General features: G+C 50.3%; 18 protein-coding genes and 1 pseudogene. 10 read left to right on the top strand and 9 right to left on the bottom strand.

Features of this window, described 5'->3' with window-relative positions; genetic code table 11:
* Window positions 1-493: 493 nt before the first annotated feature.
* From K9G39_RS03530 to K9G39_RS03505, 6 genes are read right to left on the bottom strand one after another with little or no spacing between them, the layout of a single operon-like run.
* Complete coding sequence (locus tag K9G39_RS03530) at window positions 494-1,549, bottom strand: agmatine deiminase family protein (protein ID WP_292003553.1); 1,056 nt, start codon at window positions 1,547-1,549, stop codon at window positions 494-496.
* Window positions 1,550-1,577: 28 nt separating this feature from the next.
* Window positions 1,578-2,828, bottom strand: coding sequence for a M48 family metallopeptidase (locus K9G39_RS03525; RefSeq protein WP_292003552.1), 1,251 nt, complete (start codon window positions 2,826-2,828; stop codon window positions 1,578-1,580).
* 59 nt (window positions 2,829-2,887) lie between these two features.
* Entirely contained in the window at window positions 2,888-3,763 is an 876-nt protein-coding gene (locus tag K9G39_RS03520) for a carbon-nitrogen hydrolase (RefSeq protein ID WP_292003551.1), read from the bottom strand.
* Window positions 3,764-3,778: 15 nt separating this feature from the next.
* A complete protein-coding gene (locus K9G39_RS03515; RefSeq protein WP_292003550.1) occupies window positions 3,779-4,687 on the bottom strand; it encodes a 1,4-dihydroxy-2-naphthoate polyprenyltransferase in 909 nt (302 codons plus the stop codon).
* Complete coding sequence (locus tag K9G39_RS03510; protein WP_292003549.1) at window positions 4,677-5,729, bottom strand: NAD(P)/FAD-dependent oxidoreductase; 1,053 nt, start codon at window positions 5,727-5,729, stop codon at window positions 4,677-4,679. The genes K9G39_RS03515 and K9G39_RS03510 overlap by 11 nt, the downstream gene beginning before the upstream one ends.
* Before the next feature lie 38 nt (window positions 5,730-5,767).
* Window positions 5,768-6,103, bottom strand: coding sequence for a hypothetical protein (locus tag K9G39_RS03505; RefSeq protein ID WP_292003548.1), 336 nt, complete (start codon window positions 6,101-6,103; stop codon window positions 5,768-5,770).
* 237 nt (window positions 6,104-6,340) lie between these two features.
* Here K9G39_RS03505 and hisF point away from each other — a divergent pair, with 237 nt between their 5' ends.
* Entirely contained in the window at window positions 6,341-7,096 is a 756-nt protein-coding gene (gene hisF, locus K9G39_RS03500; RefSeq protein WP_292003547.1) for an imidazole glycerol phosphate synthase subunit HisF, read from the top strand.
* Between the two features lie 7 nt (window positions 7,097-7,103).
* On the opposite strand, the pseudogene K9G39_RS03495 reads toward hisF, so the two are convergent.
* Window positions 7,104-7,479: pseudogene (locus tag K9G39_RS03495) on the bottom strand (neutral zinc metallopeptidase); the annotation flags it as partial.
* 170 nt (window positions 7,480-7,649) lie between these two features.
* Here K9G39_RS03495 and K9G39_RS03490 point away from each other — a divergent pair.
* The 7 genes from K9G39_RS03490 to K9G39_RS03460 are packed head-to-tail and all read left to right on the top strand — an operon-like array spanning window position 7,650 to window position 16,293.
* Entirely contained in the window at window positions 7,650-7,880 is a 231-nt protein-coding gene (locus K9G39_RS03490; RefSeq protein ID WP_292003545.1) for a hypothetical protein, read from the top strand.
* Window positions 7,877-8,674, top strand: a complete 798-nt coding sequence (locus K9G39_RS03485; protein ID WP_292003544.1) for a DUF6602 domain-containing protein — start codon at window positions 7,877-7,879, stop codon at window positions 8,672-8,674. The genes K9G39_RS03490 and K9G39_RS03485 overlap by 4 nt, the downstream gene beginning before the upstream one ends.
* Before the next feature lie 20 nt (window positions 8,675-8,694).
* A complete protein-coding gene (locus K9G39_RS03480; protein WP_292003543.1) occupies window positions 8,695-10,239 on the top strand; it encodes a class I SAM-dependent DNA methyltransferase in 1,545 nt (514 codons plus the stop codon).
* A complete protein-coding gene (locus K9G39_RS03475; protein ID WP_292003542.1) occupies window positions 10,236-11,318 on the top strand; it encodes a PDDEXK nuclease domain-containing protein in 1,083 nt (360 codons plus the stop codon). The genes K9G39_RS03480 and K9G39_RS03475 overlap by 4 nt, the downstream gene beginning before the upstream one ends.
* Window positions 11,287-12,408, top strand: coding sequence for a restriction endonuclease subunit S (locus K9G39_RS03470; RefSeq protein WP_292003541.1), 1,122 nt, complete (start codon window positions 11,287-11,289; stop codon window positions 12,406-12,408). The genes K9G39_RS03475 and K9G39_RS03470 overlap by 32 nt, the downstream gene beginning before the upstream one ends.
* Complete coding sequence (locus K9G39_RS03465; RefSeq protein ID WP_292003540.1) at window positions 12,408-13,100, top strand: abortive infection family protein; 693 nt, start codon at window positions 12,408-12,410, stop codon at window positions 13,098-13,100. The genes K9G39_RS03470 and K9G39_RS03465 overlap by 1 nt, the downstream gene beginning before the upstream one ends.
* The gene (locus tag K9G39_RS03460) at window positions 13,084-16,293 is read left to right on the top strand and encodes a type I restriction endonuclease subunit R (RefSeq protein ID WP_292003539.1); all 3,210 of its coding nucleotides are present in this window, start codon (window positions 13,084-13,086) and stop codon (window positions 16,291-16,293) included. The genes K9G39_RS03465 and K9G39_RS03460 overlap by 17 nt, the downstream gene beginning before the upstream one ends.
* A gap of 117 nt (window positions 16,294-16,410) precedes the next feature.
* On the opposite strand, the gene K9G39_RS03455 is transcribed toward K9G39_RS03460, so the two are convergent.
* Window positions 16,411-16,923, bottom strand: a complete 513-nt coding sequence (locus K9G39_RS03455) for a CIA30 family protein (RefSeq protein ID WP_363319357.1) — start codon at window positions 16,921-16,923, stop codon at window positions 16,411-16,413.
* A gap of 134 nt (window positions 16,924-17,057) precedes the next feature.
* Between K9G39_RS03455 and K9G39_RS03450 the strand changes: the two genes are divergently transcribed.
* Complete coding sequence (locus K9G39_RS03450) at window positions 17,058-17,549, top strand: YqhA family protein (protein ID WP_292003537.1); 492 nt, start codon at window positions 17,058-17,060, stop codon at window positions 17,547-17,549.
* Between the two features lie 19 nt (window positions 17,550-17,568).
* Here the strand turns inward: K9G39_RS03450 and corA are convergent, their stop codons facing one another.
* Window positions 17,569-18,690: a magnesium/cobalt transporter CorA gene (corA, locus tag K9G39_RS03445; protein ID WP_292003536.1), complete on the bottom strand. Its 1,122-nt coding sequence runs from the start codon at window positions 18,688-18,690 to the stop codon at window positions 17,569-17,571.
* 17 nt (window positions 18,691-18,707) lie between these two features.
* On the opposite strand from corA, the gene K9G39_RS03440 reads away from it, so the two are divergent.
* Window positions 18,708-18,887 carry a hypothetical protein gene (locus K9G39_RS03440; RefSeq protein ID WP_292003535.1) on the top strand — a complete coding sequence of 60 codons (180 nt, stop codon included), beginning with the start codon at window positions 18,708-18,710 and terminating at the stop codon, window positions 18,885-18,887.
* Window positions 18,888-18,906: the final 19 nt, after the last annotated feature.

Genomic DNA, 18,906 nt, shown 5'->3' with positions numbered 1-18,906 from the left:
ATTCAGAACGGCCTTTTTCACTTTCTATACCGGCATAGCTGTTCCAGCTCTGGAAAAGATGCGTGGAAATGGCGGGAACGCTTAAATCGAAGGAAAATATCCTATACCGGAAATTCTGTAGTGAACAAAATGACTTCAGGAGGATCAACGGTAGAAAAAGCTCGTTCGGGCAAAAAAAAAGAGGCCGTAAAGGCCTCCTTTTTTTTGAGCAGATGTCCCCCATTACATCTACTCATCTTCACTGGCGTGAAGATTTCATAAATAATTATGCAATCTTCATGCCAGAAATACCAGTCGCTGCCAATATCAAAGCTATTGCAGCATAAAATGGACAAAAATTCCGGAACCGGTCAGGATCGGGAAAAGGGCTGACGCAAAACCGTCTCAATTCATGACAATAACCATCCCGAAACGAGACAATATGCGATACACTGACACAGTTGTCTCACCCGGATCTGTGAGCACAGGCGGACAACCGGCGGCGTCTGCACTTTCAGGTACAACAGGGTAATGAGGGTTCTTCGTGGGTAATGCAGTGAATCGCGCCAAGCCCCCAGATCAGATCGGAACAGTCGATACCAACAACCTTTCTCCCCGGAAAACATCCCTGAAGCAGATCGAGAGCCGTACGGTCTTTCGATGAACGATAGGTCGGTACCAGTACAACCGTACCGGCTATATAGAAGTTTGCATAGCTTGCCGGCAGCCTTTCACCGTCAAAATAAACCGGCTCGGGCATCGGCAGTCTGAGAATCTGCAGTGGGCTGCCGTCGATATCGGTAGAGCTCCTGAGCCGCTCGTAATTCTCCATGAGCGGAAGATAGTTCTCATCCCGAGGATCATCCTCGACGGCGGTCACCACCGTTGTTTCAGCGACAAAACGCGACATGTCGTCCACATGGCCATCGGTATCGTCGCCGACAATTCCATCGCCAAGCCAGATAACCTTCCGGGCGCCAAGATATTTCCGAAGCTCGCACTCAATCTCAAGGCGGCTCATTGCGGGATTGCGGTTGGGATTGAGCAAGCAGGCCTCCGTCGTCAGGAGCAGCCCTTTTCCGTTTACGTCGATCGCGCCGCCTTCGAGCACCATGCCGGTCGAAACAACCGGAAGCTGCTGAAGAGCCGCTACCCTTTCAGGCACGGCATTATCGTCGTCGTAGGGCTCATACTTGCCGCCCCAGGCGTTGTACTCCCAGTTCACAATAACCTTATCCATCCGGTCGCCCTCCTGCCGGAATACATAGTTGGGACCGTGATCGCGGCACCACGCGTCGTTGGTGGGAATATAGTGAAAGAAAATCCTCTCCATCACCGCCCCGACGTGTGTGTCGGCACGGATAAGTTCGCGCGCCTGACTGGCCATGGCGTCGTCAAGAACGTTGATATGCACCTCCTCCGAGGTACTCAGCCATGCGGCTATTTCAGCAAAGACATAGGGAACCGGTTCGAACTTTCCGGGCCACGATTCAAGCTTGTGCGGCCAGGAAAGCCAGGTTGCCTTGCGGGGTGCCCACTCGGGCGGCATGGTGTACAGGTATTCGGTCATGATGGTAGGAAATGAAAGTCTGTTCTGTTCAGGATACCCCGGAGCCTGACATTTGCCGTATCCTCCGGATGCGATCGACCACTGGCGGATGAGAGTAGTTGAGAAAAACGTAGACCGGATGAGGAGTGAGGTTCGAGAGATTGCTGCGCGAAAGCTTTTTAAGCGCCTCGACAAGAGCTTCGCCGTTTTCCGAGGTGGAAACTGCATAGGCATCGGCCTCATATTCGTGCCTCCGCGACAGCACCTGCAGAAAAATCGAGAGCAGAAATTCAACAGGCGTATAAAGCAACATAAAAAAAACCAGGCTTCCGTAAACCGATACCTCGCTCATGAAAAACGCATCGAAAAGCTGGCGATTCTGCATGAAAAGCGATAGCAGAAAGAAAATAATACCGAGATTGAGCATGCTGAGCACCATATTGATCACCACATGCCGCTTTTTGAAATGGCCTGTTTCATGGGCAAGAACGCCGACAAGTTCTTCAACCGTATGATTGGCTATAAGAGTGTCGAAAAGAGCGATTCTTTTCCGATGCCCGAAACCGGTGAAAAATGCGTTTGCTTTTGAAGAGCGCGTTGAACCGTCTATGACGAAAACACCTGAAAGCGGAAATCCCGTGCGCTGTGCGTATTGCAGAATAGCAGTTTTCAGCTCGCCGTCGCCAAGCGGCTCGAAGCGGTTGAAAAGCGGCATGATCCATGCCGGAGCGACATATTGCAGTATAAGGGTCAACAGCACGAAAACGCCCCATGCCCAGAGCCAGGCGGAATCTCCGGCATAGCCGAAAAAAGAGAGGAGCAACGCAAGCGCAGGAGCTCCGATAAGCAGGGCAAGCAGAAGCGATTTCAATGTGTCGCCAGCAAACACTGCAGGCGTCGTCTTGTTGAAACCGAACCGTTCTTCGATGACAAAGGTGCGGTAGAGCGTAAAGGGAAGCCCCGCCGTTGCGTTCAGGAGCAGAATCGAACCAATATAGAGCAGTCCGGTCGGCAGGGTGCCGAAACCGAAACCCCTGAAAAAGCGGTCGAGCAGATCGAACCCCCCGGCAAACCAGAAAACAAAAAGCACCGCCAGCTCAAAGGCCGCTTCGGCAATCGAGAATCCAGTTGTCACCCGCAGATACTCCTGCGACTTCCTGTAGGCATCAGAATCGAAAACCCCCTGAAACTCCTCCGGAAGATCAGCCCGTGAAGAGGCGAGATTGAGGATGTCGGCAAAAACCTTCAGAAAAAAGGTCAGTAGCAGCGTCCAGAAAACAATCAGTCCATAACCATTCATAGCCGGATCCTTCTACCGGACAGTGTCCGCAACATTTTTTCTCTCCGGAAACCCATGCGTTACTCCTCGATGAAGCGCTTCTGTAAATCCCCATAAGTCTCTATCCGCCTGTCACGTAAAAACGGCCAGTGGGCACGGTAATAACCGATCCTGCTGAGGTCGCAGCTGGCCATGAGAACAGTTTCATCCTGATGGGCGGCTTCGGCGATAACCTGACCGAAGGGGTCGCTTACAAAGCTGTTGCCCCAGAATTCGAGATCACCCTCCACCCCGACACGGTTGACGGCTGCGACGAAAACCCCGTTGGAAATCGCATGACTCAGCTGCATGGTTTTCCATGCCTGTCGCTGTGCGCATCGAACACCCTCCGAATGTTCTTCGGCGGCCCATCCGATTGCAGTAGGATAGAAAAGAATCTCGGCACCATGCAGCGCGGTAAGCCGTGCAGCCTCAGGATACCACTGGTCCCAGCAGATCAGCACGCCGATGCGCGCATAACGGGTATCGAAAACCCGATAGCCGAGATCTCCGGGCGTGAAATAAAATTTTTCGTAAAAGCCGGGATCGTCGGGAATATGCATTTTGCGGTACTTGCCCAGATAGCTTCCGTCCGCGTCGATAACAGCCGCGGTGTTGTGATAGAGCCCCCTTGCCCTTTTCTCGAACAGCGAAGCGACAATCACAATCTCAAGTTCACGGGCAAGCTCCTGCAGCCGGTCTGTAGATGGCCCGGGAATCGGTTCGGCGTACCCGAACGGTTCATAGGCTTCGGTCTGGCAGAAGTAAAGCGTTGTAAAGAGCTCCTGCAGACAGACGATCCCGGCGCCGGAAGAGGCGGCCTGCCTGATTTTCTGACAGGCTTTTTCAAGATTTCCGGCGGGATTTTCCCCGCATGAGGTCTGAACAAGCGCGATGGAAACGGATTCTCGGCTCATGAATCGATAAAAGAGTTAAAAAAGAAGACCTGCCGAAAACAGGAGACCGTGAATGGTCATCACCTTGCCTGTTCCCGCAAGTACGGCGTTGAGCTCCCTCCCCTCCGAACGGTAGAGTTTACCGATCATGCCGAGGGCAAGGGGAAGGGACAAAAGTGAAAGCAGCCCCCAGACGGAGTAACCGTTGATCCATACGAGCAGAGGAACAAGATAAGCCACAGCCGTAAGCAACACATAGAGAGCCTTTGCTCCGGTCGCACCGATGCGCGCCGGAAGCGTCATTTTACCGACCGTCCGATCGGTTGCAATATCCCGGATGTTGTTGACCAGCAAAATATTGACGGAAAAAGCCCCGGGTGCCGCTGCGGCGAGCAGCACCGGAACGGAGAGGTCGAACGCCTGCACATAATAAGTGCCTCCGACAGCCACCAGACCGAAAAACACAAAAACAAAAAGGTCGCCGAGACCCGAATAGGCTATGGGCCAGGGGCCGCCCGTGTAGGCCCAGGCAAAGAGCAGCGACAGGAGACCGATCAGAAGAATCGGCCAGCCGGCAGTGTACACCAGATACATGCCGAGCAGAAAAACCACCGAAACAAGGGCAATGGAAACACGAATCATCCTGTGTTCGCTGATGATGCCGGCAGCGACGGTCCTTGTCGGCCCAAGCCGTTCAGCCGTGTCGGCTCCCTTGCGAAAATCATAGATTTCATTGATGAAATTGGTGGCCACCTGAATGCCGAGCGCACAGACAAGCGCCACAATTGCCGCCGTAAACCGAAAGCGTCCGTCGGCCGCAGCCATGGCGCTGCCGAGAATAACCGGCACCGCTCCGGCAGGAAGCGTTTTCGGACGTACGGCAAGCATCCATGCCTCGAATGGGGTAACGGCAGCACCCGTAGAGACGGAAAGCTTACTCTTCATTCTTTTTCTGCTTTGCCATTTTAACGCTGCTGAAGGTATGCCTGATTTTCTCGCCCGGCCTGATATAGGTCAGGCTATGCCTGACGGCCATGGCAGCATCACTCAGCCCGGTCTGGATGATCTTGAGTTTGCCGGGGTACCATGCGATATCTCCGGCGGCATAGAGGCCGTCCACTGAGGTCTTCATGTGGCTGTCGACCACGAGCGCGTTATCGACAAGTTCGAGATCCCACTCGGCAAGCGGACCGAGGTTCGACTTGAACCCGATCAATATCAGCAGCCGGTCTGCATCAACATCGATGGATGCACCGTTTTTACGGCTAAGCGTCACTTTTTTCAGCTCCCCCGCCTCCTCTTGTATCGAGGAAACTTCCGTGTCCATATACACACCTATGGCCCCCTGCTCCCGGGCTTCCTCAACCTCACGGGCAGTTTTGCCATGCCCCTGGAACTCGTGCATCCGGTGCACCAGCGTTACATGCTCTGCACTCTTGAGTAACCCGACCGTCCAGTCGAGGGCGGAATCGCCTCCGCCGACAATAACCACCTTCTTGCCTGCAAAATCGCTGATATTACGTACCGCATAGAATATCGCCATCCCTTCGAGATGATCGACACAGCCGAGCTGTGGCAGTTTTCGGGGAGTAAACGCGCCGAGACCGGCGGCAAGCAGCAGCGCACGCGACAGAAACACTTTTCCCGAGGTGGTGGTAGTTTCGAACGAACCGTCAGGAAGCTTCCTGTAACGCCTGACCGCCTCGCCGAGAACAACCTCGGGATGGTAGCGTTCGGCCTGTGTCCACAGGCTCTCGACAAGGCCTGCAGCGGGAACCTCGGGAAACCCCGCAACGTCATAGATATGCTTTTCCGGATAGAGCGCGGCAAGCTGACCGCCAAGCTGAGGCATGCTCTCGATAATCCGGCAGGTAATATTGTTCATGCCGCACTGAAAGGCCGCGAAAATCCCTGTAGGCCCGCCGCCTACAATGGTCAGATCCCGAATCTCTTCACCGCCGCTGTAATAGACTTTATTGAGTGTCATGGATATACTTGCCCTTTATAAACGTGAAGCAGTGTTCATTAATCTGCGGCGCCACTGCGGGGGGATTTTTTCAGGTAGATCAACCCTTCAGGATCAACCATGCCATACAGAATCGTCACCAGCATTCCCGATGCATCGAGTTCGTGAATCTCGACATGAACTGCATCGTATTTTGAAACCTGGTTACCGGCATTATCCTTGAAAAAAAACACTGCACGCACGCCGCCATGCGGCGTTTCGCCCTGAAACTCATAGGTGCCGTCATCCATCTCGTCGAGTGCACACCCGGGGGCCCTGCTTTCGATCGGGCATCCTGCACACTGGGAATAAAAACCCTCTACGGAATCGGCGTAGTCACAAACAGGAAACTTCATGGCTCCTCCCTCTTTTTTTCCTCTGAATGGAAACCCTGTGCACTGCAACTCCCCGGATTGACCGGATTGTGAAAAGGAGGTGAACAGCATATGGAATCACAGGATCTGAATGGCCGCGTCAGCACCCGGCAGAGCCGGCTGTCAAGGCGATCTCAATATAATACCTTTACGATTTTGTTGGAGATTTTATGTTTATTGATTTCTTGGTTGGAGAAACGCGAAATTCAAACTCGCCTCATGTTAGCAAAAAGAATCATTCCCTGCCTCGATGTCACGGGCGGCAGGGTCGTCAAGGGAATCAACTTCGAAGGACTCAGGGACGCCGGATCGATCCTGGAACAGGCCCGCTTCTACAACAGCGAACTTGCCGACGAACTGGTATTTCTCGATATATCTGCATCCATAGAGTCACGCAAGACCACTCTGGAGGAGGTGTTGAAAGTTTCGGGCGAGGTATTCATTCCGCTCACCGTCGGAGGAGGCATAAGCTCAGTCGAACGCGCCCGCGAGATTTTCATGCACGGAGCCGACAAGGTGTCGGTCAACACCGCAGCGATCGAAAAGCCGGAGCTGATTTCGCGCATTGCCGAAAAATATGGATCCCAGGCAGTGGTGGTTGCCATCGACGTTAAAAAAAAAGAGGGCCGGCACATGGTGCATACCCACTCCGGCAGAAAACCCTCCACGTATGAAGCGGTGGAATGGGCGCAGATGGTGCAGGAACTGGGAGCGGGAGAAATACTGCTTACAAGCATGGACCGCGACGGCACACAGGAAGGGTACGACAACGACATTCTTTCGAAGGTCTCCACTTCGGTACACATTCCCGTTATCGCCTCGGGAGGAGCGGGCAATCTCGAACATCTCTACGACGGATTCACCAAAGGAAAAGCCGATGCTGCATTGGCCGCATCCATCTTCCACTTCCGCCAGTACTCCATCCGCCAGGCCAAACAGTACCTGCGCGACCGGGGCATTACGGTCAGGCTATAACTCCCTCTCACAGCGCTCCGCCGAAAAAGGTATCGCCGGCGGTGACGTCTCCGGTCGTGAAGCCTTTATAGAACCAGCGCATGCGCTGTTCGGAGGTGCCGTGGGTGAAGGAATCCGGCACCGCGTACCCCCGGCTCTGTTTCTGGATACGATCATCCCCCACCGCCCCCGCGGCATTCACCGCCTCCTCGAGGTCTCCGGATTCCAGCAAATTCATCCGTTTTGCATAATACTCCCGGACACCGGCAAAAAAGTCGGCCTGCAGTTCGAGGCGAACCATGTACCTGTTGAACTCCTCTTCGGAAACCCTCCCTTTCATTGCCATGACCTTCTCGGTAATGCCCCACTTCGTGAGCAATTATGAATGCCGCAGCGAAATCACCCTCCCCTGTCGTCCAAGCCGACACTCGAGCCGTACAAGAACTTTACGGCGTCTCTCACTATCCCCGCAACTCCTCCCGAAATCAAAAACCCTTTACTATATTATCACTTACACCCGATTTCAGAGTAAAAAACCCGGTAACCCCATGGTCATACGCCACCACTCCCGGCCATGCTGCCTGTCTTCACCACAAAAGGCAACCCGGCATGGAAAAAACTCACCAAGCAAGCAATCCTGCTCTACAGCCCTGGGGAGTTTCAGAACAAGCCGAAACCTGAATCCTCCAGGCCATCGACCTTGCTGAAAAAAGGCAGCCCCGAGCATCCCGTTATCCTTGGCACAAAAGATATCCTTGAAAAGATTGAAATAAAGAAACAAGTCAATAAAGGAGCCAAAACATGATTTCAAAAAACACAAAACCAGATTTTTATGCTTTTCATAAATCGGTAACAGAAGAACTTTTTTCCATTAAAGACAGAATAGAAAGTCTGGTTAAAAATCATTGGCTCACTATCGGTGAAGATAAAGAAACTGCTTTACGTTCATTGCTAAGACGTTATTTGCCTGAGTCGGTTATTGCTGGCCGCGGCTTTGTTGTTACTAATAATGAGTGCTCTTCTCAAATCGACATATTGATAGTTGATGCATCAAAACCAACCGTATTTAAAGATGGTGATTTCTTATTAGCGAACCCTGATTCCGTTCTTGGCGTTATAGAAGTAAAGAAGACATTAAACAGTAATAAGAAAAAGATTGAAGCCATACAAAAACTTATAAAAATTGAAAAAATATGTAATAAAATTAAATCGGATGAAGATGCTATATGGTCAGGTCTTTTTGTATTTGAATCAGATAAGAAAATTAAAAATAAGTTTTTAACCGCATTAGGCCATGCAATCAAAGATAAAACAGAGCACATAAACTGTATTGCAAGCAGTAAAGATACTTTGGTAACGTACGATCGATATTATGCCGGTTTTGGCACCCTTGGGCATTATTTCAAGGATTATGAAATCACAGGCATGGCACCCTCAGGATTTATAAATAGTTTGATGGAATTTATAGCAAATAAATGGAGAAAAAGTAATTTCGCTTGGGCACCAATACCTGAAAAATGCGCGACATATACTTCCTTGATTTTGCCTAAAGGCGAAAATATAGTCAGAATATTAAAAGATGAAGACCAAGAAATATAAGACACTTGTAAAATAAAATCATGGCACGAATCAAGTCACAAAAAGAGATAAAAGAAGAGCCCATAGAAAAACAGCTCTGGAAAGCCGCCGACAAGCTCCGTAAAAATATCGACGCCGCCGAATACAAGCATATCGTGCTGGGTCTCATGTTCCTCAAATACATCTCCGACTCTTTCGAGGAGATGTACACCAAACTTCAGGCTGGTGAAGGTGAATATGCGGGAGCCGACCCGGAAGACAAGGACGAGTACAAGGGAGAAAACATTTTCTTTGTGCCTCAGCAAGCACGCTGGTCTTATTTGCTGACGAGTGCCCGCCAGCCGGATATCGGCATCCTTGTCGATGAAGCGATGGATATTATTGAAAAGGAAAATCCCATGCTCAAGGGTGTTCTGCCCAAGGTCTATGCGCGCCAGAATCTCGACCCGGCAAGCCTTGGTGGTCTGATAGACCTTATGGGCAATATCGCCCTGGGGGATGCCAGGTCACGGAGCCGCGACGTGCTCGGTCACGTCTTCGAATACTTCCTCGGCGAATTCGCCCTTGCCGAAGGCAAGCAGGGCGGACAGTTCTATACTCCGCGCAGCATTGTTGAACTGCTTGTCGAAATGCTCGAGCCCTACAAAGGCAGGGTACTGGATCCCTGCTGTGGCTCCGGCGGCATGTTTGTGCAGTCGGAGCGGTTTATTACCGAGCATCAAGGCCGGGTGAAAGATATTTCCATTTACGGTCAGGAGAGCAACCAGACCACCTGGCGTCTGGCAAAGATCAACCTCGCCATTCGGGGTATCGACAGCTCACAGGTAAAATGGAACAGCGAAGGCTCCTTTCTCAACGATGCCCACAAAGACCTGAAGGCTGATTACGTTATTGCCAATCCGCCTTTTAACGACAGCGACTGGAGCGGCGAACAACTGCGTGGTGACGGCCGATGGAAATACGGCATTCCACCGGCAGGCAATGCCAACTTCGCATGGCTGCAGCACTTCATCTTTCACCTCGCTCCCAACGGCAAAGCCGGGGTCGTACTTGCCAAAGGAGCACTCACCAGTAAAAGCAGCGGTGAGGGCGACATCCGTAAATCCATGATAGCCGACGGCAACCTGATTGACTGCATTGTCAATCTGCCCGCCAAGCTCTTTCTGAACACACAGATTCCTGCCGCTCTATGGTTTCTGAACCGGGCTCGCAACAACGGTCACCCTCGAAAGAATGAGATTCTTTTTATCGATGCGCGTAACCTTGGCCACCTCATCAATCGCCGTACCCGTGAGCTCTCAGCTGAGGATATCGACACCATTGCCAAAACCTATCACGTCTGGCGAACCGGCGAAGGTGAGTATGTGGACAGCAAAGGCTTTTGTGCCTCCGTGTCGCTGGAACGGGTGCAGGAACTCGACTACGTGCTCACGCCGGGACGCTATGTCGGCCTTGCTGAGGAAGAGGACGACTTTGATTTTGCCGAACGCTTTGCCGCACTGAAGGCTGAGTTTGAAGCGCAGTTGGAGGAAGAAGCCGCACTCAACAAGGCAATTCTGGAGAATCTGGCGAGGGTGAAAATATGAACGAAAATAACCGATTGTATAATGAATTGCTGGAGCTGGTTCAGATAAAAATCAGACAGGCACAACAGAAGGCGGTTTTTTCCGTTAACCGGGAGTTACTCATTCTTTACTGGGAAACCGGAAAACTTATTGCCCAGCGCCAACAGCAGGAAGGATGGGGAAGCGCCATTATTCCACGGTTGAGTCGTGATATCAATAATTTATTACCTGAAATCAAAGGTTATTCGATACGTAACATCGGGCGTATGATTGCTTTTTATCGCGAATACCCTGATGCCGATCCGTTTTTGCCACAGGCTGTGGCAAAAAACAGGCAACCCTCAAATTTGCCACAGCCCGAGGCAAAAATCGAGTCTCTGATTTTTTCTCTGCCCTGGGGACATAACATCCTGCTCCTGGAAAAGGTCAAAGATCGTCAACACAGGCTGTTTTACATGCAGCAGGCGTTGCTGCATGGCTGGAGCCGCAATGTGCTCGCGTTGATGTACGAAAGTCAACTGCATGCAAGAGAAGGTTGCAAACTTTCAAATTTCAGTACCCTGCTGCCTCCCGGGCAATCCGACATGGCTCGGCAGGCACTGAAAGACCCCTATCTGTTTGATTTCCTGACGCTCACCGAACCCTATCATGAACGGGAACTGGAAACAACGCTGCTCAGGCATATGGAAAAATTTCTGATGGAACTTGGTACCGGATTTGCCTTTGTAGGCAGGCAATACCCTTTGAGTATCGGAGATGATGATTTTTATATCGATCTGCTGTTTTATCATCTCAAGTTGCGTTGTTTTATAGTTATAGAGCTGAAAAAAGGAACGTTTAAACCGGAATATGCAGGGAAACTGAATTTTTATTGCAATGTTGTGGATGGAACGCTCAAACATGTTGATGACCAGCCAACCATTGGTTTGATTTTATGCCAGGACAAAAATGAACTTGTTGCAGAATATGCATTGAAAGGTATTGACAAACCAATAGGCATCAGTGAATACCAGTTAATGAAACAGTTACCGATAGAATTCCAGTCATCCCTGCCGAGTATCGAGCAGATTGAAGCTGAATTGGGAGGTTGCGATGAATGAGGGCCGGAGTGGATGGCGGAAATGTTTATTAGGTGAAATAATCACATTACAGCGAGGTTTTGATATTACCCAAAAAGATCAAAAAGTCGGTAAATATCCTGTTGTTTCTTCATCGGGAATCAAAAGTTGGCACAATGAATGGAAAGTTAAGGGCCCCGGTATTGTAATTGGTCGAAAGGGCACGCTCGGCACAGTATTCTATTTACCTGATCAGTTTTGGCCTCACGATACAACGTTGTGGATAAAACATTTTCACGGTAACTTCCCGCGATTCATTTATTATTTTCTTACTGGGTTTGAGTTTGCTCGATATGATGTTGGCTCATCAAATCCAACGTTGAACAGAAATCATGTTCATCTTGTGCCAGCATATCTTCCACCCCTTTCCGAACAAAAAGCAATTGCCGCAGTCCTCAGCAGCCTCGACGACAAAATCGACCTGCTGCATCGCCAGAACAAAACCCTTGAATCCATGGCCGAAACCCTCTTTCGCCAGTGGTTTATCGAAGAAGCGCAGGAGGAGTGGAAGGAAAGGCCTTTGAGTAGTATTGCCGATTTTCTGAACGGTTTAGCTTGTCAGAAATATCCTCCTCAAAATGAAATTGAAAAACTGCCTGTACTCAAAATTAAAGAATTAAGCAGTGGAATAACCGAGTTATCAGATTGGGCAATGAGTAAGGTTAAACCGGAGTACATTGTAGAATTCGGCGATGTGATATTTGCGTGGTCTGCGTCGCTCATGGTAAAAGTTTGGGATGGAGAAAGGTGTGTGTTGAACCAGCACCTGTTTAAGGTCACTTCGGCTGATTTTCCGAAATGGTTTTATCTGTTGTGGTGTAAATATCACTTGGCGGAATTTATATCAATCTCTTCTGCTCACGCAACCACAATGGGGCATATCAAAAGAGGAGATTTGGATGCTGCAATGGTTATTGTTCCTTCAGAACCTGAACTCAGGGAAATGTCTATGATAATGACACCTTTACTTGAAAAACAGATTGCAAATGCCAAACAAATAAAACTACTTCAAAATCTTCGAGATGTACTTTTACCAAAGCTGATGAGCGGAGAAGCGAGGGTGATTTACTAATGGAAAAGCTACGAGCAACCATAGAAAAATATGGCCATTGGAAGGAACTTGGCGACTATGTTGATAGAATGGAAGCCCATCTTGAGGTTGACTTTAGCCTTTCTATTGAAAATGCAAAGGCATTGCTTGAAAGTATAGGTAAAGAAATTTGTAAATCGAAATCCATAACGCTTGGTACTGTCCCAAGTGTCAATGAGGTTCTGAGAAAATCATTTCGTGCACTCGGTTATTCGAATGATAATTTAGTGAAGATAATTTCCACTTCTCTTGGAACTATTGGTCATGAAATCGGCACTCTTAGGAATGAAATCAGTCCGACTTCGCACGGAAAACCACTGGATGAACTTCGAGAGAGGAATAACAAAGTTGACTTGCTAACGCGCGATTTTTTAATTGATAGTACAGTCATTGTGGCGGTTTTTCTTATTCGTGCTTTTGAAGAGCGTAAGGATGAGGCTGTACAGGTTGAAGATGCAGAACCTTCTGCTGAACGATTGAAATACGATGAATCAGAAGACTTCAATGATTCTTGGGATGAAGCTTTTGGTGAATTTATAATGGGCACTTATTCCTATCCTGCAAGTGAAATTTTGTACGGAGTGGATTACAAAGCGTATGAGACAGAATATAATGCATTTCAGGCCAATCAGTTAGAAGAAGAAACAGAGGAGAGTAATGAGCCGTTTGACTGAATCAGCGATAGAAGAGTTTGCCATCAAGCTGTTTGAGCGGCAGGGGTATAGCTACGTCTACGGGCCGGATATTGCTCCTGATGGCGTTGATCCTGAACGCCGTCATTACGATGAGGTGCTGCTCACTGGAAGGCTTGAGGCTGCGCTTCGCCGCATTAATCCCCGGCACTCTCCATCGGTACTGCAGGCTGCACTCAAAGAGGTACAGCGTATAGCTTCGCCCGACCTTCTGGCAAACAATGAAGCTTTTCATCGCCTGATAACTGAAGGTGTGGGCGTCAGCTACCAGCAGAACGGCAACGAGCGGGGTGAACGGGTGCGGCTGATTGATTTTGATACTCCCGAAAACAATGGGTTTGTTGTGGCAAATCAGTTTACGGTCATCGAGAACCACCAGAACAAACGCCCTGACATGGTGCTCTTTGTCAACGGCATTCCGCTGGTGGTGCTGGAGCTGAAAAATGCTACCGATGAAAACGCAACCATCAAGTCAGCGTTCCGTCAGATTGAGACTTACAAACAGGCCATACCAGCGCTCTTCACTGCAAATGCCATTGTCGTCATCTCTGACGGTCTTGAGGCCCGGGCAGGATCGCTTTCTGCCGGCTTCTCCCGATTCATGGCATGGAAAAGTGCCGACGGCAAAGCCGAAGCCTCGCACCTGGTCAGTCAGCTTGAAACGCTCATTACGGGCATGCTGAACAAGGCAACACTGCTCGACCTTGTGCGTCACTTCATTGTTTTTGAGAAAAGCAAAAAGGAGGATCCCCTTACCGGTATCGTCACCATCACTTCGGTGAAAAAGCTGGCCGCCTATCACCAGTACTATGCCGTCAATGCCGCTGTAGCTTCCACCCTGCGGGCAGTTGACATGGGTGCAGTCATCGTTGGACGTGAAAGTCCGGAACATTACGGCCTTTCCGGGGTCGCCGGGCAGCCTAGGGGCGACATGAAGGCGGGTGTGGTCTGGCACACCCAGGGGTCTGGCAAATCGCTCTCTATGGTCTTTTATACCGGCAAGATTGTGCTCGTACTCGATAACCCGACCATTCTGGTCATAACCGACCGCAACGATCTCGACGATCAGTTGTTCGACACCTTTGCGGCTTCAAAACAGTTGTTGCGGCAGAAGCCCGTGCAGGCAGAGAGCCGGGAGCAGTTGAAAGAACTCTTGAAAGTTGCTTCCGGAGGGGTGATCTTTTCAACCATCCAGAAGTTTCAGCCCGAAGAAGGCAATGTCTATGAGCAGTTATCCCTGCGACGTAACATTGTTGTTATCGCCGACGAGGCACACCGAACCCAGTATGGATTCACCGCCAAAACCATCGACGAGAAAAATGCCGATGGTGCTGTTGTTGGCAAAAAGGTTGTTTACGGCTTTGCAAAGTATCTGCGCGATGCCCTGCCGAATGCCACCTATCTGGGTTTTACCGGCACGCCGATTGAAAAAACCGACATCAACACTCCGGCAGTCTTCGGCAACTATGTCGATATCTACGACATAGCCCAGGCGGTTGAAGATGGCGCCACCGTGCGGATTTTCTATGAAAGTCGCCTGGCCAAGGTAGAACTTGGAGAAGAAGGGAAACAACTGATTGCCGAGCTTGATGAGGAGCTTGATCAGAACCAGCTGACCGAAACGCAAAAAAGCAAGGCCAGATGGACCAGAATGGAGGCGCTGGTCGGCAGTGCCAACCGCACCCGGAATGTCGCGAAGGATATTGTCATTCACTTTGAAGCACGGCAGGAGGTTTTCGCCGGCAAGGGGATGATTGTCTGCATGTCACGCCGCATTGCCGCCGAGCTGTATACCGCGATCATCAATATCCGCCCTGAATGGCATTCCGGCGAGATACTCAAAGGCGCCATCAAGGTGGTGATGACCTCAGCCTCAAGTGACGGCCCGTTGTTATCCGGTCATCATACCACCAAGGAGCAGCGTAAACAGCTTGCCGAGCGCATGAAAGACGACGACGACCCGCTGAAACTGGTGATCGTCTGCGACATGTGGCTCACCGGCTTTGATGCCCCGGCACTGCATACCATCTACATCGACAAGCTCATGAAAGGGCACAACCTGATGCAGGCGATTGCTCGCGTGAACAGGGTGTACAAAGACAAGCCCGGCGGGCTGGTGGTGGACTATCTGGGGATTGCAGCAGACCTGAAAGAGGCGCTATCCTTCTATTCGGATTCAGGAGGAAAAGGCGATCCCACACTGCTGCAGGAACAGGCTGTTGCGTTGATGCTTGAAAAAATCGAAGTGGTATCGGCGATGTACCATGGCTTTGCGTACGAAGAGTACTTCGATGCAGATACCGCAAGGAAGCTCTCGCTCATTCTTGCCGCCGAAGAGCATATTCTCGGCCTTGACGATGGGCGGAAGCGCTATATCAATGAAGTAGCCCTCCTTTCGCAGAGCTTTGCCATTGCAATTCCGCATGAGCAGGCAATGGGCGTTAAAGACGAGGTCGGCTTTTTCCAGGCAGTAAAGGCGCGTCTTGCCAAATTTGACGGTACTGGCAACGGTTACAGCAATGAAGAGATCGAAACCACCATTCGTCAGGTAATCGACAAGGCGCTGGTCTCCGAAAAAGTGATTGACGTCTTCGATGCCGCCGGCATAAAAAAACCGGATATATCCATTCTTTCCGAAGAGTTTCTGGCCGAACTGAAAGGTTTTCAGCACAAGAACGTAGCCCTTGAGGTGCTCAAAAAACTGCTCAACGACGAACTCAAAGTTCGCGCCAAAAAGAACCTCGTTCAGAGCAGGAGCCTGCTGGAGATGCTCGAAACAGCCATCAGAAAATACCAGAGCAAAATCCTCTCGGCCGCCGAAGTCATGGACGAGCTGATAAGAATCAGCAAAGAGATTGTTGCGTCAGACGAGGAGGCCGAACACATGGGCCTCAGCGACTTCGAATATGCCTTTTACACCGCAGTCGCCAGCAATGACAGTGCCCGGGAACTCATGCAGCAGGAGAAACTTCGAGAACTGGCCGTTGTCCTGACCCAGCGAGTCCGCGAAAACGCTTCCATAGACTGGACCATCAAGGAGAGCGTCAAAGCCAAACTGAAAGTAATCGTAAAACGCACCCTCCGCCAGTTCGGCTATCCGCCCGACATGCAGCTTCTTGCAACCGAGACGGTGCTGAAACAGGCAGAGATGATCGCAAACGAACTTGCAGAGTAATCGGTATCGGCAAGTACCACCATAACGAGCTCCCGCCGGTCCTCGACATTGGCGCTCTGCCTGCGTCCTTTCCAAAGCATGATTCGTAAATCCGGTATCGGTTACATAAACGGGAGTTCACTTCCCGGCGACATAGGCCTTGATCCAGTCGATATCGAGCGTGAACGACCCGATCTGTTTTTTCGAAACGAGAATCCCTATCTGCACGATATTTGAAGCGTCGATGGGATGCGTACCCTCAACCGTCCGCCCCCTGAATGCCGCCTTGAATTCCGAAAAAGGAAGCGAAACCTCCATCCACGCGTCCGGAACGGTATCGAAATCGCTTTTGTAGACTATTCCGTCAAAACGGTCATCGTTACGTATCCGGAAACTGTAGCGTTTTCCATCACCCCGTATCCGCAGCCTGATACCTGCATAAGCGCTGAAGTCACGCTCGGGCAGAAAGGTTCGTACCGAAGCGAAACCCCCGCTATTTTCCGTTGAAAGAGTCCCCTCGAAGGTGCCTGTGCTGTCGGGGTTTCGGTAAAAACGGCTCCCCGAGGCCCCCCCCATCACAACATCGTCAACGCTGTACCAGTCAAGACAGTGCGGAGTCGAAAAATCGCAAATCAGTTTATCTGTAGTCATATGCATGAAGCGGTTAAAACACTGATCAAAAGATGCCGGAAACGCGGACGCAACCCGACCTAATCCGTTTGGAGTATGGAACGGAATTTTTATATTCTTGTAAAGAAATAAGTTAACCACTCAAACAAATCATTATGGCCATCGTACGGCAACTGCTCTCTTCAACCCGGTACCTCATCATGATCGCTGTGGCAGGGACTTTCCTTTCAGCGCTGACCCTCCTGATCTACGGGGGCATTTCCGTCATGCAGCAGATCACCGATACGGTACTGAACAGCACAGTCTCGTCGAAGGGAGCAAAGGTGCTTGCTCTCGGATTCATAGAAAACGCCGATATCTTTCTTGTTGCAACGGCGCTCTACATCATGTCGCTTGGGTTATATGAACTATTTATCGACGATACCATCTCCCTGCCCGAGTGGCTTGTAATCCACAATCTCGACGATCTGAAAGGCAAGCTGATCGGCGTGATCGTAGTGGTCATGGCTGTGGTCTTTCTGGGCCATGTGGTAAAATGGCACGGAGAAACAGAAATACTCTACCTGGGCGGAGCCATTGCGCTTGTCGTAGCCGGGCTGACCTACTTTACAGGACAGAAAAAGGCAAAATATGAAGAAAAACATTGAATACCAGCGGGATCAGGACTTAAAACCACCGTTTCGTATGAAAATAACGCATCATACCGACAAAAATGACCGCCATTACACCAAGAACTGAAAAATACCCCCAATGCCATTCAAGCTCCGGCATGTAACGGAAATTCATGCCGTACACTGCGGCAAGGAATGAAAGAGGCATGAACACGGTAGCGATAATGGTCAGAACCTTCATAATTTCGTTCATCCGGTTGTTGACAATGGCAAGCCATGTGTCGTGCATGCCGATAACGATATCCCGGTAGGTTTCAACACTTTCAATGATAAGGATGATGTTATCGTAAAGATCCCTGAAAAAGGGATGGGTCGATGTGCTGTCGATCGTGCTGTACTGTTCACGGCTCAGGCTGTTTATAATCTCGCGAAGAGGCCATACCGACTTCCTCAGAAGAATGAGCTCCTTTTTCAGCAAGTACATGTTCTGAAACATATCGTACCCGACCGTTTCCGGCAGATTGGCATCGAGTTGTTCTATGCGGTTCTCGAAGTGCTCGAGAACCGTGAAATAATGATCGACAACTGCGTCGATAAGGCTATAGGCGAGGTAATCGGCACCTCGTTTCCTGACGGCGGTACCCTCGTTCCGGATTCGCTCCCTCGTCGCATCGAACATGTCCCCCGGCTTCTCCTGAAAGGTGATCAGGTAATTGCTTCCAATAACCATGCTCATCTGCTCTTCGGCAACAGCTCCCGAGTCCGTATCGAGTTCGAGGGCTCTGAGCACAAGAAAGAGATAGCTGTCGAACTCCTCGATTTTCGGTCTCTGCACGGTATGCAGAATATCCTCCAGGGTCAGCGGATGGATTCCGAACAATTTCCCGGTTTCTTCGATAACCCGAACCTCATGCAGGCCGTCAATATTGATCCAGAGCACCTTGAACCGCTCTTTGTACTGTGCGCACTCATGGAGCGATTCAAGTTCACGGTAAAAAAAGCCGGTTTCATCATAACCGAAAACCGTAATGACCGGACGCTCGGTTTTCTGCCGTCCCGTATGGAACAGTGTTCCTGCCGGCTGACCGATCTTTCCTGAAAGGTTCGCCCTGACAGCCTTTTTTACGGAACTGCCCTTCGGCATATCTTTGTGCCCTGCATTTTTTTTCCGCTTCATGGCGCCTCTCATAAGCTATGGATGAATCGAAATCCCTTGAAAAAGTACGCAATTTCCAAACCTTCTCCTGCAAGGGGGCAGGTGGTCTTTTCATTATTCCATCGGGTGCCGTTGTCGGCAGGATTATCCACTATTGGTCATTGCATCCATTAGTTTTGCTGCCGGCAGTTGCTATATTTGTACTACTTTATGCCTGACACATTATGAACCACAACA

The organism is Chlorobium sp. (assembly GCF_021740465.1).
Taxonomy (GTDB): domain Bacteria; phylum Bacteroidota; class Chlorobiia; order Chlorobiales; family Chlorobiaceae; genus Chlorobium.
This window is presented reverse-complemented; position numbering and strand designations above follow the sequence as displayed.

Coding starts and splice junctions, on each gene's coding strand:
- K9G39_RS03530 (WP_292003553.1), bottom strand. CDS start 1,549: ATGACCGAATACCTGTACACCATGCCGCCCGAGTGGGCACCCCGCAAG.
- K9G39_RS03475 (WP_292003542.1), top strand. CDS start 10,236: ATGAACGAAAATAACCGATTGTATAATGAATTGCTGGAGCTGGTTCAG.
- corA (WP_292003536.1), bottom strand. CDS start 18,690: ATGAAGCGGAAAAAAAATGCAGGGCACAAAGATATGCCGAAGGGCAGT.
- K9G39_RS03485 (WP_292003544.1), top strand. CDS start 7,877: ATGATTTCAAAAAACACAAAACCAGATTTTTATGCTTTTCATAAATCG.
- K9G39_RS03505 (WP_292003548.1), bottom strand. CDS start 6,103: ATGAAGTTTCCTGTTTGTGACTACGCCGATTCCGTAGAGGGTTTTTAT.
- K9G39_RS03460 (WP_292003539.1), top strand. CDS start 13,084: ATGAGCCGTTTGACTGAATCAGCGATAGAAGAGTTTGCCATCAAGCTG.
- K9G39_RS03440 (WP_292003535.1), top strand. CDS start 18,708: ATGGATGAATCGAAATCCCTTGAAAAAGTACGCAATTTCCAAACCTTC.
- K9G39_RS03490 (WP_292003545.1), top strand. CDS start 7,650: ATGCTGCCTGTCTTCACCACAAAAGGCAACCCGGCATGGAAAAAACTC.
- K9G39_RS03450 (WP_292003537.1), top strand. CDS start 17,058: ATGGCCATCGTACGGCAACTGCTCTCTTCAACCCGGTACCTCATCATG.
- K9G39_RS03515 (WP_292003550.1), bottom strand. CDS start 4,687: ATGAAGAGTAAGCTTTCCGTCTCTACGGGTGCTGCCGTTACCCCATTC.
- K9G39_RS03465 (WP_292003540.1), top strand. CDS start 12,408: ATGGAAAAGCTACGAGCAACCATAGAAAAATATGGCCATTGGAAGGAA.
- K9G39_RS03480 (WP_292003543.1), top strand. CDS start 8,695: ATGGCACGAATCAAGTCACAAAAAGAGATAAAAGAAGAGCCCATAGAA.
- K9G39_RS03455 (WP_363319357.1), bottom strand. CDS start 16,923: ATGACTACAGATAAACTGATTTGCGATTTTTCGACTCCGCACTGTCTT.
- K9G39_RS03520 (WP_292003551.1), bottom strand. CDS start 3,763: ATGAGCCGAGAATCCGTTTCCATCGCGCTTGTTCAGACCTCATGCGGG.
- K9G39_RS03510 (WP_292003549.1), bottom strand. CDS start 5,729: ATGACACTCAATAAAGTCTATTACAGCGGCGGTGAAGAGATTCGGGAT.
- hisF (WP_292003547.1), top strand. CDS start 6,341: ATGTTAGCAAAAAGAATCATTCCCTGCCTCGATGTCACGGGCGGCAGG.
- K9G39_RS03525 (WP_292003552.1), bottom strand. CDS start 2,828: ATGAATGGTTATGGACTGATTGTTTTCTGGACGCTGCTACTGACCTTT.